The organism is Pseudoalteromonas sp. MER144-MNA-CIBAN-0113, assembly GCF_040308965.1.
Classification (GTDB): Bacteria; Pseudomonadota; Gammaproteobacteria; order Enterobacterales; family Alteromonadaceae; genus Pseudoalteromonas; species Pseudoalteromonas tetraodonis.
The window spans coordinates 1-19,107 of sequence record NZ_JBEOOG010000042.1 but is presented as its reverse complement, the minus strand read 5'-3'; the positions used below and the strand labels follow the sequence as shown (position 1 = coordinate 19,107).

General features: G+C 40.9%; 18 protein-coding genes. 16 read left to right on the top strand and 2 right to left on the bottom strand.

Annotated features, from left to right (window positions below):
• Positions 1–32 precede the first annotated feature (32 nt).
• Both AAEY57_RS11965 and AAEY57_RS11960 read right to left on the bottom strand, forming a co-directional pair.
• Positions 33–1,190: a PepSY-associated TM helix domain-containing protein gene (locus AAEY57_RS11965; protein ID WP_350607941.1), complete on the bottom strand. Its 1,158-nt coding sequence runs from the start codon at positions 1,188–1,190 to the stop codon at positions 33–35.
• Complete coding sequence (locus tag AAEY57_RS11960) at positions 1,135–2,592, bottom strand: TonB-dependent siderophore receptor (RefSeq protein WP_350607940.1); 1,458 nt, start codon at positions 2,590–2,592, stop codon at positions 1,135–1,137. The genes AAEY57_RS11965 and AAEY57_RS11960 overlap by 56 nt, the downstream gene beginning before the upstream one ends.
• Positions 2,593–2,797: 205 nt before the next feature.
• Between AAEY57_RS11960 and mnmE the strand changes: the two genes are divergently transcribed.
• The 16 genes from mnmE to glmU all read left to right on the top strand — a co-directional run bounded on the left by mnmE (position 2,798) and on the right by glmU (position 19,006).
• On the top strand, positions 2,798–4,162 hold the full coding sequence (mnmE, locus tag AAEY57_RS11955) for a tRNA uridine-5-carboxymethylaminomethyl(34) synthesis GTPase MnmE (protein ID WP_013466273.1): 1,365 nt from the start codon (positions 2,798–2,800) through the stop codon (positions 4,160–4,162).
• A 961-nt stretch (positions 4,163–5,123) separates the two neighbouring features.
• Positions 5,124–5,573, top strand: coding sequence for a flavodoxin domain-containing protein (locus AAEY57_RS11950; protein WP_024601476.1), 450 nt, complete (start codon positions 5,124–5,126; stop codon positions 5,571–5,573).
• Between the two features lie 428 nt (positions 5,574–6,001).
• Entirely contained in the window at positions 6,002–7,891 is a 1,890-nt protein-coding gene (mnmG, locus tag AAEY57_RS11945) for a tRNA uridine-5-carboxymethylaminomethyl(34) synthesis enzyme MnmG (protein WP_350607939.1), read from the top strand.
• 15 nt (positions 7,892–7,906) lie between these two features.
• Positions 7,907–8,527 (top strand): 16S rRNA (guanine(527)-N(7))-methyltransferase RsmG, encoded by a 621-nt coding sequence (gene rsmG / locus AAEY57_RS11940; RefSeq protein WP_008464169.1) that lies wholly within the window; start codon positions 7,907–7,909, stop codon positions 8,525–8,527.
• Positions 8,528–8,541: 14 nt separating this feature from the next.
• Positions 8,542–9,327, top strand: coding sequence for a ParA family protein (locus AAEY57_RS11935; RefSeq protein ID WP_008112117.1), 786 nt, complete (start codon positions 8,542–8,544; stop codon positions 9,325–9,327).
• A 20-nt stretch (positions 9,328–9,347) separates the two neighbouring features.
• Positions 9,348–10,274 (top strand): ParB/RepB/Spo0J family partition protein, encoded by a 927-nt coding sequence (locus AAEY57_RS11930; protein WP_016900011.1) that lies wholly within the window; start codon positions 9,348–9,350, stop codon positions 10,272–10,274.
• A gap of 142 nt (positions 10,275–10,416) precedes the next feature.
• Positions 10,417–10,797: an ATP synthase subunit I gene (locus AAEY57_RS11925; RefSeq protein ID WP_013466267.1), complete on the top strand. Its 381-nt coding sequence runs from the start codon at positions 10,417–10,419 to the stop codon at positions 10,795–10,797.
• 15 nt (positions 10,798–10,812) lie between these two features.
• Complete coding sequence (atpB, locus tag AAEY57_RS11920) at positions 10,813–11,670, top strand: F0F1 ATP synthase subunit A (protein ID WP_013466266.1); 858 nt, start codon at positions 10,813–10,815, stop codon at positions 11,668–11,670.
• 53 nt (positions 11,671–11,723) lie between these two features.
• Complete coding sequence (atpE, locus tag AAEY57_RS11915) at positions 11,724–11,957, top strand: F0F1 ATP synthase subunit C (protein WP_004335261.1); 234 nt, start codon at positions 11,724–11,726, stop codon at positions 11,955–11,957.
• Positions 11,958–11,998: 41 nt separating this feature from the next.
• Positions 11,999–12,469, top strand: a complete 471-nt coding sequence (atpF, locus tag AAEY57_RS11910) for a F0F1 ATP synthase subunit B (RefSeq protein WP_013466265.1) — start codon at positions 11,999–12,001, stop codon at positions 12,467–12,469.
• Positions 12,470–12,485: 16 nt separating this feature from the next.
• Positions 12,486–13,019 carry a F0F1 ATP synthase subunit delta gene (gene atpH, locus AAEY57_RS11905; protein WP_350607938.1) on the top strand — a complete coding sequence of 178 codons (534 nt, stop codon included), beginning with the start codon at positions 12,486–12,488 and terminating at the stop codon, positions 13,017–13,019.
• A 14-nt stretch (positions 13,020–13,033) separates the two neighbouring features.
• Positions 13,034–14,575 carry a F0F1 ATP synthase subunit alpha gene (gene atpA, locus AAEY57_RS11900; RefSeq protein WP_013466263.1) on the top strand — a complete coding sequence of 514 codons (1,542 nt, stop codon included), beginning with the start codon at positions 13,034–13,036 and terminating at the stop codon, positions 14,573–14,575.
• Positions 14,576–14,634: 59 nt separating this feature from the next.
• The gene (gene atpG, locus AAEY57_RS11895; protein WP_008464174.1) at positions 14,635–15,495 is read left to right on the top strand and encodes a F0F1 ATP synthase subunit gamma; all 861 of its coding nucleotides are present in this window, start codon (positions 14,635–14,637) and stop codon (positions 15,493–15,495) included.
• Positions 15,496–15,528: 33 nt separating this feature from the next.
• On the top strand, positions 15,529–16,914 hold the full coding sequence (atpD, locus tag AAEY57_RS11890) for a F0F1 ATP synthase subunit beta (RefSeq protein ID WP_008464175.1): 1,386 nt from the start codon (positions 15,529–15,531) through the stop codon (positions 16,912–16,914).
• Positions 16,915–16,927: 13 nt separating this feature from the next.
• Complete coding sequence (locus AAEY57_RS11885) at positions 16,928–17,350, top strand: F0F1 ATP synthase subunit epsilon (protein WP_008464176.1); 423 nt, start codon at positions 16,928–16,930, stop codon at positions 17,348–17,350.
• A gap of 297 nt (positions 17,351–17,647) precedes the next feature.
• Positions 17,648–19,006 (top strand): bifunctional UDP-N-acetylglucosamine diphosphorylase/glucosamine-1-phosphate N-acetyltransferase GlmU, encoded by a 1,359-nt coding sequence (glmU, locus tag AAEY57_RS11880; protein WP_350607937.1) that lies wholly within the window; start codon positions 17,648–17,650, stop codon positions 19,004–19,006.
• Positions 19,007–19,107: the final 101 nt, after the last annotated feature.

The window sequence follows — 19,107 nt, the reverse complement described above, 5'->3', positions numbered from 1 at the left end:
CGACCTCGGTCGCCTTTTTTAATATCTGAAATTTACTCACTAAGAATAGGCGAATAAAGTGACTTTGGTACACTGCGCTCACTAAAGCTCACACCCGTTATTGTCAGAGAGAAAATAGCTAAACCTATCGCCACGTAACCTGATATGCCTAACCACTCAAAAACAGTTTTTTTACGCTTTACTCTGAGCCAACTCATATATATGCCAACAGCACTAACAAAACTCATAAAACCGCCGAATAGCGCCCAAATAAGTTTAGTGCCGAGGCCTGCAAAGTTACCAAAATGCAAAGGATCGGCAGTATCTTTAATACGAGGAATAAGCGGTAAATCCTCTCCTTTTTGTACTGCTAATACTGTACCTGTCGTTGGCTGTAAATACACACGATTGGCGCGTAAACGAAGTAAAATATCATCGTTATAGCCACGTACTTCAATAGGTTGATTCTTTTTATTACCATAACGTATATAGCGAATATCAAGCGTCGGAAATGCCTGCTTCGCAGCGTTATAAGCCTGAGTTAAGCTTATTGGTGTTGCATTAACAGTGGGTATTTGTTTTTTAAATTCACTAACAGCGACTGGTGGTGCAATATAATGCTTTATTTTCGCTGTTTGCAAACCATGTTCAATAAGGTACCACAGACCTGTTATGGCTATGATAGCCATAAACCACATACTCCATAACCCAAGAAACTTATGCCAATTAGACCAGCCATTACGTTTATCTAAAACTAGCTGGGCAGGCTTTTTAAAAAAGCCCTGCCACCAGCGACGATACACATAAAAACTCGAAACCAGCAGAATAACCAATAAAATACTTAAGCTTGTAACAATTAGCTTACCTATCCAGCCCATGGATAAATACATGTGCCAGTTACGTAAAAACCGTGAAGCACGTGCCCATTCACCCTCACCTAACACATGCCCTGTGGCTGCATCTAAATAAATAAACCGAAATGCGTCATCTATTTTTAGTGCAACTTCCAAAGCCAAGTACTCTTGCTTATGGCGCTGAAGATACAACACTTGTGCACCTGAATAATGCTTGTTGAGGGTATTTTCAATGGCTTGATAGTTGGTGATTGAAGAGGACGTTAACGCACGATACTTACTGTCTGTCAGGTATTCAATTTCATGACTTAGCGTCGCAAGTGTACCAGATAAACAAACAACAAGTTGTACCCACACGATAAGTCACATCACTATCTGAAAACTCAGTTTGATTTAACTCGTCTTTATCTTCAAAGCGATCATATCTTAACCCTGCGGTGATACTCCAATTAGTGGTAATATCGAGCTGATCTTGAACATAAGCACCAAAACGAGTGCTATTCGTTCGACCTAACCGTGGTGTTATGCTATCTAAATTATAATCATCAGCCGCTGTAAGCCCGTACTCAGGATTGTAAAGATCAAGCCCAGGTACAGGCCCACCTTGACTCTGTTGCTTTGCCGTACGATATACACTTTCAAAGCTATGCTCATACCAATCACTACCCAGTAATACTTGATGTTGCATATCAGCCAATACAAACTCCGCGACCGCATTAGCCGTTAAACTAAAACCTTCATTCTCACGAACTTGATCACGAAACTCTCGATCACTCCAATCAAGCACACCATCGTCGTTTGTATCTGCGAGCCCTTTCGGTTCATGATAGTTTTGCACTTCTTTATTATCGAAATAACGAGCCGTAATATCCGTTCGCCAAACATCATTAATATCGTGCTTTAAAGTAGCTTGATAAACATGAGCTTCAAAATTTTGAAAGTCAGTCGCTTCATTATGATTCCAGCTAATATCTGTAATAAATTGGCCATTATCATCAGCGGGGACACCGCGTAAACGTGCACCACCTAATTCTTGCTCAATAAAAGTGTATTGCGTAGTCAGCTCTGTCGCACTATTAATTAACCAAGTATAACCAAGATCAACAATGGTGTTATCGCTACTGGTATTAGTACGAAATGGATTTTCTGAATCACGATATAAACCAACACGGTACGCATGGTTATCGAGCGATTCACTTAGCGTACCAGTACTTTGTATTGCCCCACTGAAAAAGTCATCATTACCTACTTCAACTTCAATGCTGTTCTCATCGGTAAACTTTGGCTTTTTAGTTACATAATTAATAATGCCGCCAGGGTTTCCGCTACCATAAATAGCGCCCGCAGGGCCTTTTAATACGGCAACTTGTTCAATATTAAATAACTGTGGGACAGCAAAACCATTAAATGGGTCGCCTTTTACACCATCGTATAAGATCTCATCTTGGCGAAAACCACGAAACGTCACCCCGGAATAACTAAATGCGTTAACCCCTGCAATATTGCTATATAAATCGGTAATTTGACGTGCAGCCTGATCGTTAATTAACGCTTGGGGAAGAATTTGAATGGACTGCGGGATTTTCTCAATTGGGGTATTTGTGCGAGTCCCAAAACTGGATTCTGTTGGTCTGTATAAAGAAAAAGCACGGCCAACAACATCAATAGTTTCTATTTCATTTTCAATATTTTGATTTTCAGCAAGTGAAGAACCTGAAAAACTGACTAGAACAGCCAATAAAACTGGAGAATAGCGCATAAAGTTTAAGTACGTAGAAAAACAATATACACATGCTAATAAATATAGTTATCATTTTTAATAACTGGTTATTAATTAAAACTAAATAATGAAATGCTTAAAATGTATCTGCTGACGCATTTTTACATACAGCTATTCGCATGAAATAAAGCCATAGGTTACAATACAAACCAGCATTCACTTTCATATTGGCAATTTCAAACGCATGATTAATCAAGACACTATCGCAGCACAAGCAACCGCACCAGGACGTGGTGGGGTTGGTATTATTCGTGTTTCAGGCAGCCTAGCAAAGCAAGTCGCTGAGAAAATAGTAGGTAAAATACCTAAAGTTCGCTTTGCCGACTACGTGCCTTTTAATAACCTTGCAGGGGATCAGCTTGATCAAGGTATTGCAATTTACTTTGCCGGCCCACACTCATTTACCGGTGAAGACGTACTCGAACTTCAAGGCCATGGTGGCCCTGTTGTCCTTGATATGCTACTTAAAGAAATAAGTAAAATAGACGGTGTACGTTTAGCAAAGCCTGGTGAATTCTCTGAGCGTGCCTTTATGAACGACAAGCTTGATTTAACTCAAGCTGAAGCTATTGCAGATTTAATAAATGCAACCAGTGAACAAGCGGCCAAAAGCGCCCTACAGTCACTTCAAGGTCAATTCTCTAAGCACATAGAAACCCTAGTTGAAAAAGTCATTCACTTACGTATGTATGTAGAAGCAGCTATTGATTTTCCTGATGAAGAAATCGATTTTTTATCAGACGGAAAAGTCGGCGGGGATTTGAATGCCATTATTGAGCAACTCAATGCGGTTACTAATCAAGCCAAACAAGGCAGCATAATGCGCGAAGGTATGCGTGTCGTTATTGCAGGTCGTCCTAATGCAGGTAAATCAAGCTTACTTAATGCATTAGCAGGACGAGAAGCGGCAATCGTAACAGAAATAGCCGGCACCACCCGCGATGTACTTCGTGAGCACATACATATAGATGGTATGCCACTACATATAATCGACACCGCAGGCCTGCGTGAAAGCCCAGATCGCGTTGAACAAATAGGTATTGAGCGTGCATGGGATGAAATAAACCAAGCCGATCGCGTTTTATTTATGCTTGATGGTACAGATACAGCCGATACCGACCCTCATGCTATTTGGCCAGAATTTATGGCTAAGTTACCCCAAGGTATGGGCGTGACTGTGATCAGAAACAAAGCCGATTTATCAGGTGATGTAGTCGGTATGGATCAAGAGCAACAATATCCGGTCATCAGTTTAAGCGCTAAGAATGCTGACGGCATAGAACTAGTGCGTGAGCACTTAAAAGCCTGTATTGGTTTTGATGGTGCCACAGAGGGTGGATTTATGGCGCGTCGTCGTCACTTAGATGCCCTTGAGCATGCAGCCTACCACTTAGATACCGGTAAAACACAATTAGAAATGCATGTGGCAGGTGAGATTTTGGCTGAAGAACTACGTTTAACGCAGCAGTATCTTAACGAAATAACTGGTGAATTTACCTCAGATGATCTACTTGGCAAAATATTTAGCTCGTTCTGTATCGGTAAATAGTCGAATTAATAAGTAACGATATAATTTATTAAGGGCGCTTAGGCGCTCTTTTTCATGCCTAATATTTACAATAACAACTCACCTAGCTGTGCTTTAATAATCCACTTTAAAAACCAAACAGACTAAAAATACAGTTAAATCTACACCTATATCAGTCTCAATTGCCTTTAATAATGTACATAAAAGATGTAACAGCGCTAATAATCACAGCTAATAGCGGCTAGAACGTTTTCATTTATAGAACAAAATAGCTGTAGTTATGCTTATTAAACACTCTAAAACTGAAGCTATAGCATTGGTTATCCATGTTTGAATAGGGGGAATTATCAAGTCATAAAAACAAAACGTAACTAAAAAATACGTTTTGTTCGTCTACACCACCAGCAAAATTCAGTTAAATATTCACTTTAGATCACTCAAATTTATTTTTTTGCAGATCAGTTATCCACAATTGCGTGTTTTTTTGCTTCAGCGAGGAATTAAACGTCTTTAAAATGGGGAAATAAGCTGTATTTAATTAAAAAAGGGCTGTTTATAAAAAATAATAATGGTTATTTAACCTGATCTGACTAAATAGATCATTTTTTAAAATTATTTTCGATCCCAATTTAAGGTTATCAACAAGCTTTATATCCACATTAAGATCAACAAGCATCTATACGTTTATTTTCAATCGCTGGTGGCAAATACTAAATATAAAATCAATGACTTAGCAATAAAATTGCAACTTTAATTGATAGTTAAGCAGAGCTTTCCCCAACCTTATCAACAACTTGATCAGAAGATTACATTTAAAGATATTTTGTTAAACCTTTAATTATCAGGTAGTTAAGCAGCACATTTAAGTGAAGGCTTAAATAAGTACAAAAATAGTTATACAAAATAGCACTCTTAACTTTACTGTTATACTCACTGGGCTATCATAGGCGGCAATTAAAACTAATAGTGATCACAAATATTCATGAGTTCAGTAAATCTTATCGTTGGTAGTCAAATGGGATCCGCAGAATACGTTGCCGAGCAACTAAGCGATGCGCTTAATAGCCAAGGTATTAATACCCAACTACATGATCAACCTGAATTTAGTGAAATAGATCAGCAAAATACCATTTGGTTAATTTGTACATCAACCTATGGTGCGGGTGATTACCCAGAAAACCTTATTAACTTTGTTGATGAGTTATCTCAAGTTGATGATTTATCGCACTTAAAGTACACGGTCATCGCTTTAGGTGATACCAGTTATGACACGTATAACCTTGCAGGGCGTAATATAGATACGCTTTTAAGCCAAAAAGGCGCGATACAGTTAGCACCGCGGTTAGAACTGAATATTCTTGATGAAGCACTTCCAGAAGATACGGCCTTAGCTTGGTTAGACTCGTGGATAGCAAAAACAGGTCTAAAATAGAAAGATCAAGTAAAAAGTTATAAATAAAGTTACCCACAATTTACTAAAAATTTAAAATATTTTGTGGATAAACACTGATTAAACTGCTTTTTTAACCATGCTTATCCATGGGATAAGATCGAGACTTGATCGGCCTGTGTATAACAGCCTGTTTTGATCAGAGCTTATTTGCCTGAAGATCCGATCATATTAACACCTTTAGATCCGATCTAATTATATGTTTTTAATCATGATCTAAAGCTTATCAACAGAAAAGCTGATCAGTAGTAGTAATAGTATTAAAAGATCTCTTTAAAAGATCCTTTATATTATTAGAGATCACTTACTTAGATCTTGAGCACTGTTTAATCATTTATCTTCTGCTAATTTCTAGGTAGAATACGCTCCCTTTTGAAGTTTACTGGTTTGATTTAAGTAGGATCCCATTAATGATTTTTCACGAAAATTTTGACGTTATCGTAGTAGGTGGTGGACATGCTGGCACTGAAGCCGCATTGGCAGCTGCCCGTATGGGGATGAATACCCTGCTGCTGACTCACAATATGGATACCCTTGGTCAAATGTCTTGTAACCCAGCGATTGGTGGCATTGGCAAAGGCCACTTAGTTAAAGAAATTGATGCTCTTGGTGGCGCAATGGCTCAGGCTATTGACAAAGGCGGGATCCAATTCCGTACGCTTAATTCTTCTAAAGGCCCTGCTGTACGAGCTACTCGTGCTCAAGCGGATCGTGCTTTGTACAAAGCGGCTATTCAGAACACACTTCAAAACCAAGAAAACTTAAAGATTTTTCAACAATCATGTGATGATCTTATCGTTGAAAACAACCGTGTAACAGGTGTCGTTACCCAAATGGGTCTGCGTTTCAGTGCTCCTAGTGTAGTACTAACCGTAGGCACATTCTTAGGTGGCCAAATTCATATCGGTCTTGAAAACTTTAAAGGTGGCCGTGCAGGCGATCCACCTTCAATTGCATTGGCTGATCGTTTACGCGAACTTCCATTTAGAGTGGATCGTTTAAAAACAGGCACACCACCACGTATTGATGCACGCACTGTTGATTTTTCTAAAATGCAAGAACAACCAGGTGATGCACCAACACCGGTATTCTCATTTATGGGTAAACAAAGCGACCACCCACAACAAATTCCGTGTTACATCACTTACACCAATGAAAAAACACATGATGTTATTCGCAAAAACTTACATCGCTCACCTATGTACTCAGGTGTTATCGAAGGAATAGGCCCACGTTACTGTCCGTCTATTGAAGATAAAATTGTCCGTTTTGCTGATAAAGATAAGCACCAGATATTTGTAGAGCCAGAAGGCTTAATGTCATACGAGTTATATCCTAACGGTATTTCAACCAGCTTACCGTTCGATGTGCAGTTAGAAATTGTGCAATCGATCACCGGATTTGAAAATGCACATATTTGTCGTCCTGGCTACGCTATTGAATATGACTTTTTTGATCCGCGCGACTTAAAACAATCATTAGAAACTAAATTTATTGATGGTTTATTTTTTGCTGGTCAGATTAATGGTACGACCGGTTACGAAGAAGCGGGCGCACAAGGTCTGATCGCCGGTATGAATGCGGCATTACAAGTGCAAGGCAAAGAGTCGTGGACACCACGTCGTGATGAAGCCTATGTTGGCGTACTAATTGACGACCTAGCAACACTGGGTACAAAAGAACCATACCGCATGTTTACTAGCCGTGCTGAATACCGTTTGTTACTACGTGAAGATAACGCTGATATACGTTTAACTGAAAAAGGCCGTGAATTAGGTTTAGTTAATGATGAACGTTGGCAAGCATTCAACGAAAAAATGGAAGTGATCGCTAAAGAGAAACAGCGTATTAAAGACACCTGGATCCATAAAGATCATGCGGTTGTTGATCAAGTAAATGAATTACTTAAAACGCCACTTGTGCGTGAAGCCAGCTTAGAAGAATTATTACGCCGACCTGAAGTGCGTTATAACGACTTGATGGCCATTGAAGGACTCGGATCTGAGTTTACCAATAAGGCCGCCTTAGAGCAGGTTGAAATTCATACTAAGTACGCAGGTTACATTGCACGCCAGCAAGATGAGATTAATAAGCAGCTTCGTCATGAAGAAACAATTTTACCAAAAGAGTTTGATTATAAAACCGTCTCTGGTTTATCAAATGAGGTTGTTGCTAAGCTAATTGATGCTCGTCCAGACACTATTGGTCAAGCTTCGCGTATTTCTGGTATCACCCCAGCGGCGATTTCGCTATTATTAGTGTATCTGAAGAAGCAAGGCTTGTTGCGCAAAACTGCGTAACGGTAAAGGTACATTGTGTTACAGCAACAATTAACAACTTTGTTAGCGCAAACTGATATTGCGCTAACACAAAAACAACAGCAACAACTTGTTCGCTATGTCGAATTACTCGATAAGTGGAATAAAGCCTATAATTTAACCTCAGTACGTTTACCTCAAGAAATGATGGTTAAACATATAATGGATAGCTTAGTTGTTGCGCCTCACTTGACCGGTCATCATTATATTGATGTTGGCACAGGTCCTGGTTTACCGGGCATAGTGTTAGCTATTGCCTTACCCGATACGCAGTTTGTATTATTAGATAGTTTAGGTAAACGTGTACGTTTTTTAATGCATGTTAAACATGAGCTTGGCCTTGATAATGTGACCCCTGTGCAGTCAAGAGTTGAAGAATATCAACCAAGTGTTAAATTAGATGGCGTACTAAGTCGTGCATTTGCATCGTTACAAGATATGATTGACTGGTGCTCGCACTTAATTGATCATTCAGGTAAGTTCATTGCACTTAAAGGGGTATTTCCAAGTGAGGAATTAGACTCACTTCCTGCTGGTGTTAAGTTTGAGCAAAAAATTGCATTAGAAGTACCCGATTTAGATGCACAACGACATTTAATAATTCTTTCTAAAGACTAGGGATCAGAGACACTGTGGCAAAAGTCATTGCATTAGCAAATCAAAAAGGTGGAGTAGGTAAAACGACCACTGCCGTTAATCTCGCTGCATCTATGGCTGCAACGAAGCGTAAAGTGCTGTTAATAGATCTCGACCCGCAAGGCAATGCGACCATGGGCAGTGGCGTCGACAAATATGGTGACGTCCCTACTATCTATGATTTACTCATAGAAGATAAGCCTATTGATGAGGTGATTATTAAAGAAACCTCAGGCGAGTATCATATGATTGCTGCAAACGGCGATGTGACCGCTGCAGAAGTTAAATTGATGGAATTATTTGCTCGCGAAGTACGCTTACGCAATGCACTTGAAAAAATTCAGGATCAGTACGAGTTTATTTTTATAGACTGCCCACCTTCTTTAAATATGTTAACCGTTAATGCCATGGCCGCTGCCGATTCTATTTTAGTCCCTATGCAATGTGAATATTATGCATTGGAAGGATTAACCGCATTAATGGACACGATTACGCAACTTGCTAAGTTAGTTAATCCTAACTTACAGATTGAAGGCATACTTCGTACTATGTACGATCCGCGTAATCGATTAGCAAATGATGTATCAGAACAATTAAAACAACATTTTGGCGATAAAGTATACCGTACGGTGATCCCACGTAATGTTCGACTTGCAGAAGCCCCAAGTTTTGGCGCACCGGCAATGTACTACGATCGAGCATCAAGTGGTGCGAAAGCGTATTTAGCTCTCGCGGGTGAAATGCTACGCAGAAAAGAAAAAACTACTCCCGTTGTCGCCTAACTTTGAGGTAAAAAAATAACATGTCTGCTAAAAAACGAGGTTTAGGCCGAGGACTCGATGCACTTTTAAGTTCATCTAAACCTGCACCAAGCGAAAGCAAGGAACACGACAGCGCCAATGTAACAAACGCAGTTGAAAATGCGGCACAGCCTAGCAACAGTGAATTACAAAAACTACCCATCGAGTTTTTACACTCAGGGAAATACCAACCTCGTAAAGACATGTCTGAAGAGGCACTTGAAGAACTCGCCAGTTCAATTCGTTCACAAGGGATAATTCAACCGATTGTTGTGCGTCCAGTTGCGCATAACAGTTATGAAATTATTGCCGGTGAACGTCGTTGGCGCGCTGCTCAAATTGCCAAGCTTGAGTTTGTACCGTGTATTATTAAAGATGTACCCGATGAAGCGGCCGTTGCTATTGCCCTAATTGAAAATATTCAGCGTGAAGACTTAAACGCCATGGAAGAAGCGATAGCGCTTAATCGCTTGCTTAATGAGTTTGAGTTAACGCATCAACAAGTGGCTGATGCGGTGGGTAAATCGCGTACGACCGTGACTAACTTATTACGCTTAAATAATCTTAATAACGATGTAAAGATATTGTTAGAGCATGGTGACATTGAAATGGGTCACGCTCGTTGCTTATTAGCACTTGAAGGCGAAGTGCAATCGGATGCTGCCCGTTTAGCTGTTGCGAAAGCATTGACCGTTCGCGAAACTGAAAAGCTAGTGCGCTCTATTCTAGAGCCTGCTCCAGCAAAAGAAGTAATAGAAAAAGACCCAGATGTTAAACAGTTAGAGCAACAACTTGCTGATAACCTAGGGGCAAAAGTAGAAATAAATTACAACAAAAAAGGCAAAGGGAAGTTGGTTATTTCTTACACTAATCTTGACGAGTTAGACGGTATTTTAAACCGTATCAATCAAGACTATTCCCACCATTAATTCATTGGATGTCTAAAAAGGGACATTTACAGCGATTTTGTGTTACAAAGCACCTACTCAAGTTGCAAAACTGGCAGGATTAAGTATAATTTCGCCAGTTTTCATACCCTGACAATTAGAGCGTCATAAAGGTTAATTAAAAGTGACTAATAAGTTAGCAGGCCCGTATAGGCTTGCCGCATTAAAATTAATTTGCCTTCAGGGATTTGTAGCCCTTTTAGCTGCACTAATAATTTTTATAGGTTGGGAAACCAATGCCGCACTTTCAGCATTAGCTGGTGGCGCTGTCGCAGTACTTCCTAACTTTGTATTTGCGCTTTATGCATTCAGATATATGGGTGCAAGTCGAGCAAATCAAGCGTATGCCTCGTTGAAACGCGGCAACGGATTAAAATTTATGCTAACAATCGTTTTGTTTGCACTAATGCTAAAGCTTTATCCGGTAGTTTTATTACCTTTCTTTTGTGCTTATGTGTTGGTGTTGTTTACAGGATTGTTTACACCCGTTTTTTTTAAACATTAACTTTTGGGATATAACATGGCTGCAGAAGAAGTTACTCTATCTAGCCATATTCAGCACCACTTAACCAATGCTAAGATGTGCTCGACCGACGCTGGTCTTGCCTTCAATAAAGCATGTACGGATAGTGGCTTCTGGACATGGCATGTAGATACCCTCGCATGGTCTATCGGACTAGGTCTAATATTTTTATGGATCTTCCGTAGTGCCGCAAAAAAATCAACTCTGGGTGTACCTGGGAAATTTCAGTGTTTCATTGAAATGGTTGTTGAGTTCGTTGGCGACAACGTACGCGATACCTTCCACGGTAAAAGTAAGCTAATTGCACCATTAGCATTAACAATATTCGTGTGGATATTCTTAATGAACTTAATGGATTTAATCCCAGTTGACTTCCTACCAGCATTTGCCGGATTTGTTGGCGAAACTGCGTTTGGTATGGATTCACACGACGTATACATGAAAATTGTACCAACTACAGATATCAACATGACAGCAGCACTTGCGCTGGGCGTGTTCATTCTAATGATTGGTTACTCAATAAAAATAAAGGGTATCGGCGGTTTTATTAAAGAACTAACACTTCATCCGTTTAGTTCAAACAATACAGCTATGCAGATTCTTTTAATCCCATTCAACCTATTACTAGAGCTTATCGCATTGGTTTCTAAGCCGTTTTCACTGGCACTGCGTTTGTTCGGTAACTTATATGCAGGTGAGTTAATCTTCATCCTTATCGGTGCAATAGGTTTAATGCAACTACCGTTGCACTTTGTGTGGGCTGTATTCCATATCTTGGTAATTGTATTGCAAGCATTCGTATTTATGATGCTTACAATCGTATACCTAAGCATGGCAAGTTCGGATAATCACTAATTTATAACTTTTAATTTTTACTTTTAATTACAATTGAAACTTTGGAGAAAAAAATGGAACTAGTATTAGGTCTTAAGTACATCGCAGTAGCTTTACTTATCGGCTTCGGTGCAATCGGTACAGCAATCGGTTTTGGTAACATGGGCGGTAAATTCCTTGAAGCATGTGCGCGTCAACCTGAGCTTGCACCATCGCTACAAGTTAAAATGTTTATCCTTGCTGGTCTAATCGATGCTGTAGCAATGATTGGTGTTGGTATCGCGATGGTATTGTTGTTCGTACTTTAATTTTATTTTTTGAACAGCTTACTATTTAAGGAGGAGCGGTTGTGAACTTAAACGCCACTCTTATCGGTGAATTAATTGCGTTTACGGTGTTCGTATTATTTTGTATGAAATACGTATGGCCACCACTAAACGGTGCAATTGAAGCTCGCCAGAAGAAAATCGAAGATGGTTTAGCTGCCTCTGATAGAGCCGAAAAAGACTTAGAACTTGCGCAACACAAAGCTGCAGAACAGCTTAAAGATGCAAAGGCTCAAGCGGCTGATATCATTGAACAAGCTAAAAAGCGTGCCGTGCTAATTGTTGACGAAGAAACTGTTCGTGGTCAGCAAGAGCGTGAAAAAATTATTGCTCAAGGGCACTCTGAAATTGAATCAGAGCGTAACCGTGTGACAGAAGAGCTACGTAAGAAAGTAGCAACTCTGGCTGTGGTTGGCGCAGAAAGAATTTTAGAGCGCGAAATCAATCAAGCCGCACATAGTGACATCGTTGAAAAACTTGTCGCTGAGCTGTAATTAGGAGGGTATGAGCATGTCTGAATTGACTACTATCGCTCGCCCATACGCTAAAGCGGCTTTTGAACTTGCCGTTGAAAAAGGCACCATTGAAAGTTGGAATGACATGTTGTTCTTTGCTGGCCACGTTGCCAGCAATGAACAGGCATCAACCATTTTAGCTGGATTGCCTACTGCTACTGCACAAGCTGGGTTATTTATTAACTTATGTGGTGAGCAGCTCAACGAACAAGGTCAGAACCTAGTTAAGGTGATGGCTGAAAATGGACGTTTGATTGCACTACCTGAAGTTGCTCATTTATTTTCTGCTTTAAAAGCAGACTATGACAAAGAAATCGATATTGACGTGATTTCGGCAACGCCTCTTGCTGCAGCGCAGCAAGAATCATTGGTAGCGGCACTTGAAAAACGTTTCGCACGCAAAGTTAAGCTGAATTGTAGTGAAGACGCTACAGTTGTTGGCGGCCTTATTATCAAGGCGGGTGACACTGTAATTGACGGCTCTTTACGCGGTAAATTAAATCGCTTAGCCACAACACTACAATCGTAATTGGGAAAAAGAGCATGCAACTTAATTCCACTGAAATTTCAGATCTGATCAAACAACGTATTGAGAAGTTCGAAGTTGTAAGTGAAGCTCGTAACGAAGGTACAATTGTATCTGTTACTGACGGTATCATTCGCATCCACGGTCTAGCTGACTGTATGCAAGGTGAGATGATTGAGCTTCCTGGCAACCGTTATGCTATCGCACTAAACCTTGAGCGCGACTCAATTGGTGCAGTAGTAATGGGTCCTTACGCTGACCTTACAGAAGGCGTAAAAGTATACACAACTGGTCGTATTTTAGAAGTTCCTGTTGGTGCGGGTCTACTTGGTCGTGTTGTAAACACACTAGGTGCTCCTATCGATGGTAAAGGCGCTTTAGATAACGACGGGTTTGAACCTGTAGAAAAAATTGCACCAGGTGTAATCGAGCGTCAATCAGTAGATGAGCCAGTGCAAACTGGTTACAAATCTATCGATGCTATGATCCCAGTTGGTCGTGGTCAGCGTGAGCTTGTTATCGGTGACCGCCAAACAGGTAAAACTGCACTAGCAATCGATGCAATCATCAACCAAAAAGACACAGGCGTTAAGTGTGTGTACGTAGCGGTTGGTCAAAAAGCATCTACTATTGCTAACGTAGTACGTAAATTAGAGGAGCACGGTGCACTTGCAAATACTATCGTAGTTGTAGCATCTGCTTCTGAATCTGCGGCACTTCAGTACTTAGCTCCGTTCTCGGGCTGTACTATGGGTGAATACTTCCGTGACCGTGGTGAAAACGCATTAATCGTATATGATGATTTATCTAAGCAAGCTGTTGCTTACCGTCAAATCTCATTGCTACTTAAGCGTCCACCAGGCCGTGAAGCATACCCAGGTGACGTATTCTACCTTCACTCGCGTCTTTTAGAGCGTGCATCACGTGTAAATACTGATTACGTTGAAAAATTCACTAACGGTGAAGTGAAAGGTAAAACAGGTTCATTGACGGCATTGCCTATCATTGAAACTCAAGGCGGCGACGTTTCTGCGTTCGTACCGACAAACGTTATCTCTATCACCGATGGTCAGATCTTCTTAGAAACTGACTTATTCAACTCAGGTATCCGTCCGGCAGTAAATGCTGGTATCTCGGTATCGCGTGTTGGTGGTGCTGCACAAACTAAAATCGTTAAGAAACTAGGTGGCGGTATCCGTCTAGCCCTAGCTCAGTACCGTGAATTAGCTGCGTTCTCGCAGTTCGCGTCTGACCTTGATGATGCTACTCGTGCTCAACTTGAGCATGGTGAGCGTGTAACAGAGCTAATGAAGCAGAAACAGTACGCGCCAATGTCTGTTGCTGAAATGTCTTTGTCGTTATTCGCAGCTGAGAAAGGTTACTTAAAAGACATCGAAATCGCTAAAATTATGGATTTCGAAGCGGCTTTACTTTCTTACGCAAATAGCACATACGCAGAGCTTATGGCTCAAATCAATGAAACTGGTAACTACAACGCCGAGATCGAAGCGCAGCTTAAAGAACTTCTAGAGAAGTTCAAGTCTACGCAAACTTGGTAATTTAGTTATTAATGGTGTGCTTTATATCTTAAAGCACACCTTGATTCGGAGAGAGAGTCATGGCCAGCGGAAAAGAGATTAAAAGCAAGATCGGCAGTATTAAAAACACTCAAAAGATCACTAGCGCAATGGAAATGGTTGCTGCGTCTAAAATGAAAAAGGCGCAAGAACGAGTGGCTTCAAGCCGTCCATACGCTGAAAAATTACGTAAAGTGATTGGTCGTGTTGCTCAAGCAAATCTTGATTTTACTCACCCGTTCTTAGAAGAACGTGAAGTAAAACGAGTTGGTTATATTGTTATCTCTACTGACCGTGGTCTGTGTGGCGGTTTAAACTCAAACGAGTTTAAAAAAGTCGCATTAGAGATTAAAGCGTGGAAAGAAAAAGGCGTAGATGCTGATTTTGCTACTTTAGGTAGTAAAGCAGCTGGCTTCTTTCAACGTTTTGGTGGTCAAGTACTTGCTAAAAAAGCAGGTCTTGGAGATAAGCCTTCAGTACAGGACGTAATTGGTCCAGTAAAAATAATGCTAGATGCATTCTCTGAAGGTAAAATTGACCGTTTATTCCTGGTATATAACAACTTTGTTAATACCATGAAGCAAGAGCCAATAGTAGATCAGTTACTCCCTTTGCCAAAAGCTGAAGAAGAAGTATCTACACATGCGTGGGATTACTTATATGAACCAAATCCAGAGGCTATTTTAGAGTCTTTGTTAGTACGTTTCATTGAGTCTCAGGTATACCAAGGTGTAGTTGAAAACGCTGCCTCTGAACAGGCTGCCCGCATGGTTGCAATGAAAGCTGCAACTGATAATGCCGGTGACCTTATGGATGAGTTACAGCTTGTATATAACAAAGCTCGCCAAGCAGCAATCACACAAGAAATTAGTGAGATTTGTTCTGGTTCAGCAGCAGTTTAATGCTTCAGGCAAAGATTAACGAGAGGAATAGACATGAGTTTAGGTAAGGTCGTCCAAATTATCGGCGCCGTTGTGGATATCGAATTTCCACAAGACAGCGTGCCAGCCGTATATGACGCGCTAAAAGTAACAGATGGCGATTTAGCTGGTTTGACTTTAGAAGTTCAACAGCAGCTAGGTGGCGGTGTGGTACGTACTATCGCACTAGGTACTACAGACGGTTTACGTCGTGGTGCTGCAGTAGCAAACACAGGCGAAGCAATTCAAGTTCCAGTTGGTACTAAGACCCTAGGTCGTATCATGAATGTACTTGGTGAGCCAATTGATGAAGCAGGTCCAATCGGTGAAGACGAGCGTATGTCTATCCACCGTGCAGCACCTACTTACGAAGAGCAATCAAGCTCAGTAGAACTTTTAGAAACGGGTATCAAGGTAATCGACCTTGTATGTCCATTCGCTAAAGGTGGTAAAGTTGGTTTATTCGGTGGTGCCGGTGTTGGTAAAACCGTAAACATGATGGAACTTATCCGTAACATCGCAATCGAGCACAGCGGCTACTCAGTATTCGCAGGTGTTGGTGAGCGTACTCGTGAGGGTAACGATTTCTACCATGAAATGAACGATTCAAACGTACTTGATAAAGTATCGCTTGTATACGGTCAGATGAACGAGCCACCGGGTAACCGTTTACGCGTAGCGTTAACAGGTCTTACTATGGCTGAGAAGTTCCGTGACGAAGGTCGCGACGTACTTTTCTTCGTAGATAACATCTACCGTTACACACTTGCGGGTACAGAAGTATCAGCACTTCTTGGTCGTATGCCATCAGCGGTAGGTTACCAGCCTACACTTGCTGAAGAAATGGGTGTACTTCAAGAGCGTATCGCATCTACTAAGACTGGTTCAATTACTTCAATCCAAGCGGTATACGTACCTGCGGATGATTTAACGGATCCATCTCCAGCAACAACGTTTGCTCACTTAGATGCAACAGTGGTACTTTCACGTGATATCGCATCACTAGGTATCTACCCAGCGGTAGACCCTCTTGATTCATCTTCACGTCAGCTTGATCCACAAGTAATCGGTGAAGAGCACTACGGTATAGCGCGCGGCGTTCAAACAGTTCTTCAGCGTTACAAAGAGCTTAAAGACATCATCGCGATTCTAGGTATGGACGAGCTTTCTGACGAAGATAAGCAACTTGTATCTCGTGCACGTAAAATCCAGCGTTTCCTATCTCAGCCATTCTTCGTGGCAGAGGTATTTACAGGTGCGCCAGGTAAATACGTTTCACTTAAAGACACAATTGCAGGCTTCAAAGGTATCTTAAACGGTGAGTTTGATGATATGCCAGAGCAAGCGTTCTACATGGTTGGCTCTATCGAAGAAGCTCAAGAAAAAGCCAAAAGCATGTAATTAGGAGGGTAGTATGGCAGCTATGACTGTACATCTTGATGTAGTAAGTGCTGAAGAGAAATTATTTTCTGGTTTAGTAGAATCTATTCAAGTATCTGGTAGTGAAGGTGAGTTAGGTGTTAACGCCGGTCACGCCCCACTACTAACTGCCCTTAAACCTGGTATGGTACGTTTAGTTAAGCAATTTGGTGAAGAAGAACTCATCTATATTGCTGGCGGTACACTAGAAGTTCAACCGAACATAGTGACCGTACTTGCTGATACAGCTGTTCGTGGTGAAGACCTAGACGAAAAAGCTGCAGAGCAAGCTAAGCGTGACGCTGAAGCCCAAATGGCAAAAGGCGCATCTGCTGAACTTGATTACAATCAAGCAGCAATGCAACTAGCTGAAGCAATTGCTCAGCTACGCATTATTCAGCAATTACGTAAAAAGTAAGCCTATCTGGTTTTTAAAAGCCCACTTTATGTGGGCTTTTTTGTGCTTGATGATAAATCCTGTGGCTATTTGTAAATAAATTAATCGTTATGGCTAATATCTCTTCATTATTACTTATATCTACGCAAGATCCTCGTTACAATAACCCTATTCTATTAGGTGTTACTTTGCTTAAGTTAAGATTCAGTAGTCATTGCTTAGCCTACTGAGTATTTGCACATGATGTGACTTACGTAATCTACTTTGCAGCACACTTATTCTATCAAGCTAAAACAACGGAAAAAGGAAATTGTTTTAATGGCTCTAACAACAGTAATTCTTGCAGCGGGTAAAGGTACTCGTATGCGCTCTGCTCTACCTAAGGTACTGCATAAAGTGGCAGGTAAACCTATGGTGCAACACGTTATCGATAATGCCAATGCGCTAGGTGCTATATCGACTAACTTAGTTTATGGTCATGGCGGCGAACTATTACAACAACAATTAGCCGATAATAACGTAAACTGGGTGCTACAAGCTGAGCAACTAGGCACAGGCCACGCAGTGGCACAAGCAAACCCTCATATTAACGACGACGACACTGTACTGGTTTTATACGGTGACGTACCTTTAACTAAGCAATCTACACTTGAGCGCTTATTAGCAGCGACACCTAAAAATGGTTTAGCAGTATTAACCGTTAATTTAGCAAATCCAAATGGCTACGGGCGCATGCTACGTGTTGATGGTAAGTTAGTGGGGATTGTTGAGCAAAAAGATGCCAATGCTGAGCAGTTACTTATTAACGAAGTAAACACCGGCATTATGGCGGTTAATGGTAAGCTTTTAAAAACATGGTTAGGTAACCTATCTAACAATAATGCTCAAGGCGAATACTACCTCACAGATATAGTTGCAATGGCGCATAGTGAAGGGGTGGAAATTACATCAGCACAGCCTGATCATCCAATGGAAGTTGAAGGTGCAAATAACCGTGTACAACTTGCAGGCCTTGAGCGTGCTTATCAAGCATGGCAAGCAGAAGAGCTGATGCTAAATGGTGCAACTCTTGCCGACCCTGCACGCATAGATGTACGTGGCGACATTAAAACAGGTGAAGACGTCCTCATCGATATCAACGTTATTTTTGAAGGTACAGTAACGCTTGGTAATAACGTACAAATTGGCCCTAACTGCGTACTTAAAAACTGTAGCATCGGCGATAATGTTGTTATTAAAGCCAATACATTGATTGAAGATGCATCAGTTGCGGCTAAATGTACACTCGGTCCATACGCCCGCCTTCGCCCAGGTGCAATAATGGAAGAAGACTCTCACATTGGCAACTTTGTCGAAATGAAAAAAACCCGTTTAGGTAAAGGCTCTAAAGCAAACCACTTAAGTTACTTAGGTGATGCTGAAATTGGCGAGAAAGTGAATATTGGCGCAGGCACGATTACCTGTAACTACGATGGTGTGAATAAAGCGAAAACCATTATTGGCGATAATGCCTTTATTGGCTCTAACTCATCACTGGTTGCTCCTGTAAATATTGGTGCTACAGCAACTGTAGGTGCAGGTTCTGTTATTACCAATACCGTCGCGGATGATCAGTTAGCCGTAGCACGTGGCAAGCAACGCAATTTAGATGGTTGGAAACGCCCAGTTAAAAAATAGTAATGACCATTACTTATTAAATATTCACGGCAAGATCATTATAAATTGAACTTATAGAATATGTAGTGATCAGATCAAGGCATAATAATCACCTTGGTCAC

What these genes read in the sequence shown, in the direction of transcription:
- AAEY57_RS11950 (WP_024601476.1), top strand. Translation starts at nt 5,124, where the DNA reads ATGAGTTCAGTAAATCTTATCGTTGGTAGTCAAATGGGATCCGCAGAA.
- glmU (WP_350607937.1), top strand. Translation starts at nt 17,648, where the DNA reads ATGGCTCTAACAACAGTAATTCTTGCAGCGGGTAAAGGTACTCGTATG.
- atpE (WP_004335261.1), top strand. Translation starts at nt 11,724, where the DNA reads ATGGAACTAGTATTAGGTCTTAAGTACATCGCAGTAGCTTTACTTATC.
- atpD (WP_008464175.1), top strand. Translation starts at nt 15,529, where the DNA reads ATGAGTTTAGGTAAGGTCGTCCAAATTATCGGCGCCGTTGTGGATATC.
- AAEY57_RS11960 (WP_350607940.1), bottom strand. Translation starts at nt 2,592, where the DNA reads ATGCGCTATTCTCCAGTTTTATTGGCTGTTCTAGTCAGTTTTTCAGGT.
- atpH (WP_350607938.1), top strand. Translation starts at nt 12,486, where the DNA reads ATGTCTGAATTGACTACTATCGCTCGCCCATACGCTAAAGCGGCTTTT.
- atpA (WP_013466263.1), top strand. Translation starts at nt 13,034, where the DNA reads ATGCAACTTAATTCCACTGAAATTTCAGATCTGATCAAACAACGTATT.
- mnmE (WP_013466273.1), top strand. Translation starts at nt 2,798, where the DNA reads ATGATTAATCAAGACACTATCGCAGCACAAGCAACCGCACCAGGACGT.
- mnmG (WP_350607939.1), top strand. Translation starts at nt 6,002, where the DNA reads ATGATTTTTCACGAAAATTTTGACGTTATCGTAGTAGGTGGTGGACAT.
- AAEY57_RS11885 (WP_008464176.1), top strand. Translation starts at nt 16,928, where the DNA reads ATGGCAGCTATGACTGTACATCTTGATGTAGTAAGTGCTGAAGAGAAA.
- AAEY57_RS11930 (WP_016900011.1), top strand. Translation starts at nt 9,348, where the DNA reads ATGTCTGCTAAAAAACGAGGTTTAGGCCGAGGACTCGATGCACTTTTA.
- atpB (WP_013466266.1), top strand. Translation starts at nt 10,813, where the DNA reads ATGGCTGCAGAAGAAGTTACTCTATCTAGCCATATTCAGCACCACTTA.
- atpG (WP_008464174.1), top strand. Translation starts at nt 14,635, where the DNA reads ATGGCCAGCGGAAAAGAGATTAAAAGCAAGATCGGCAGTATTAAAAAC.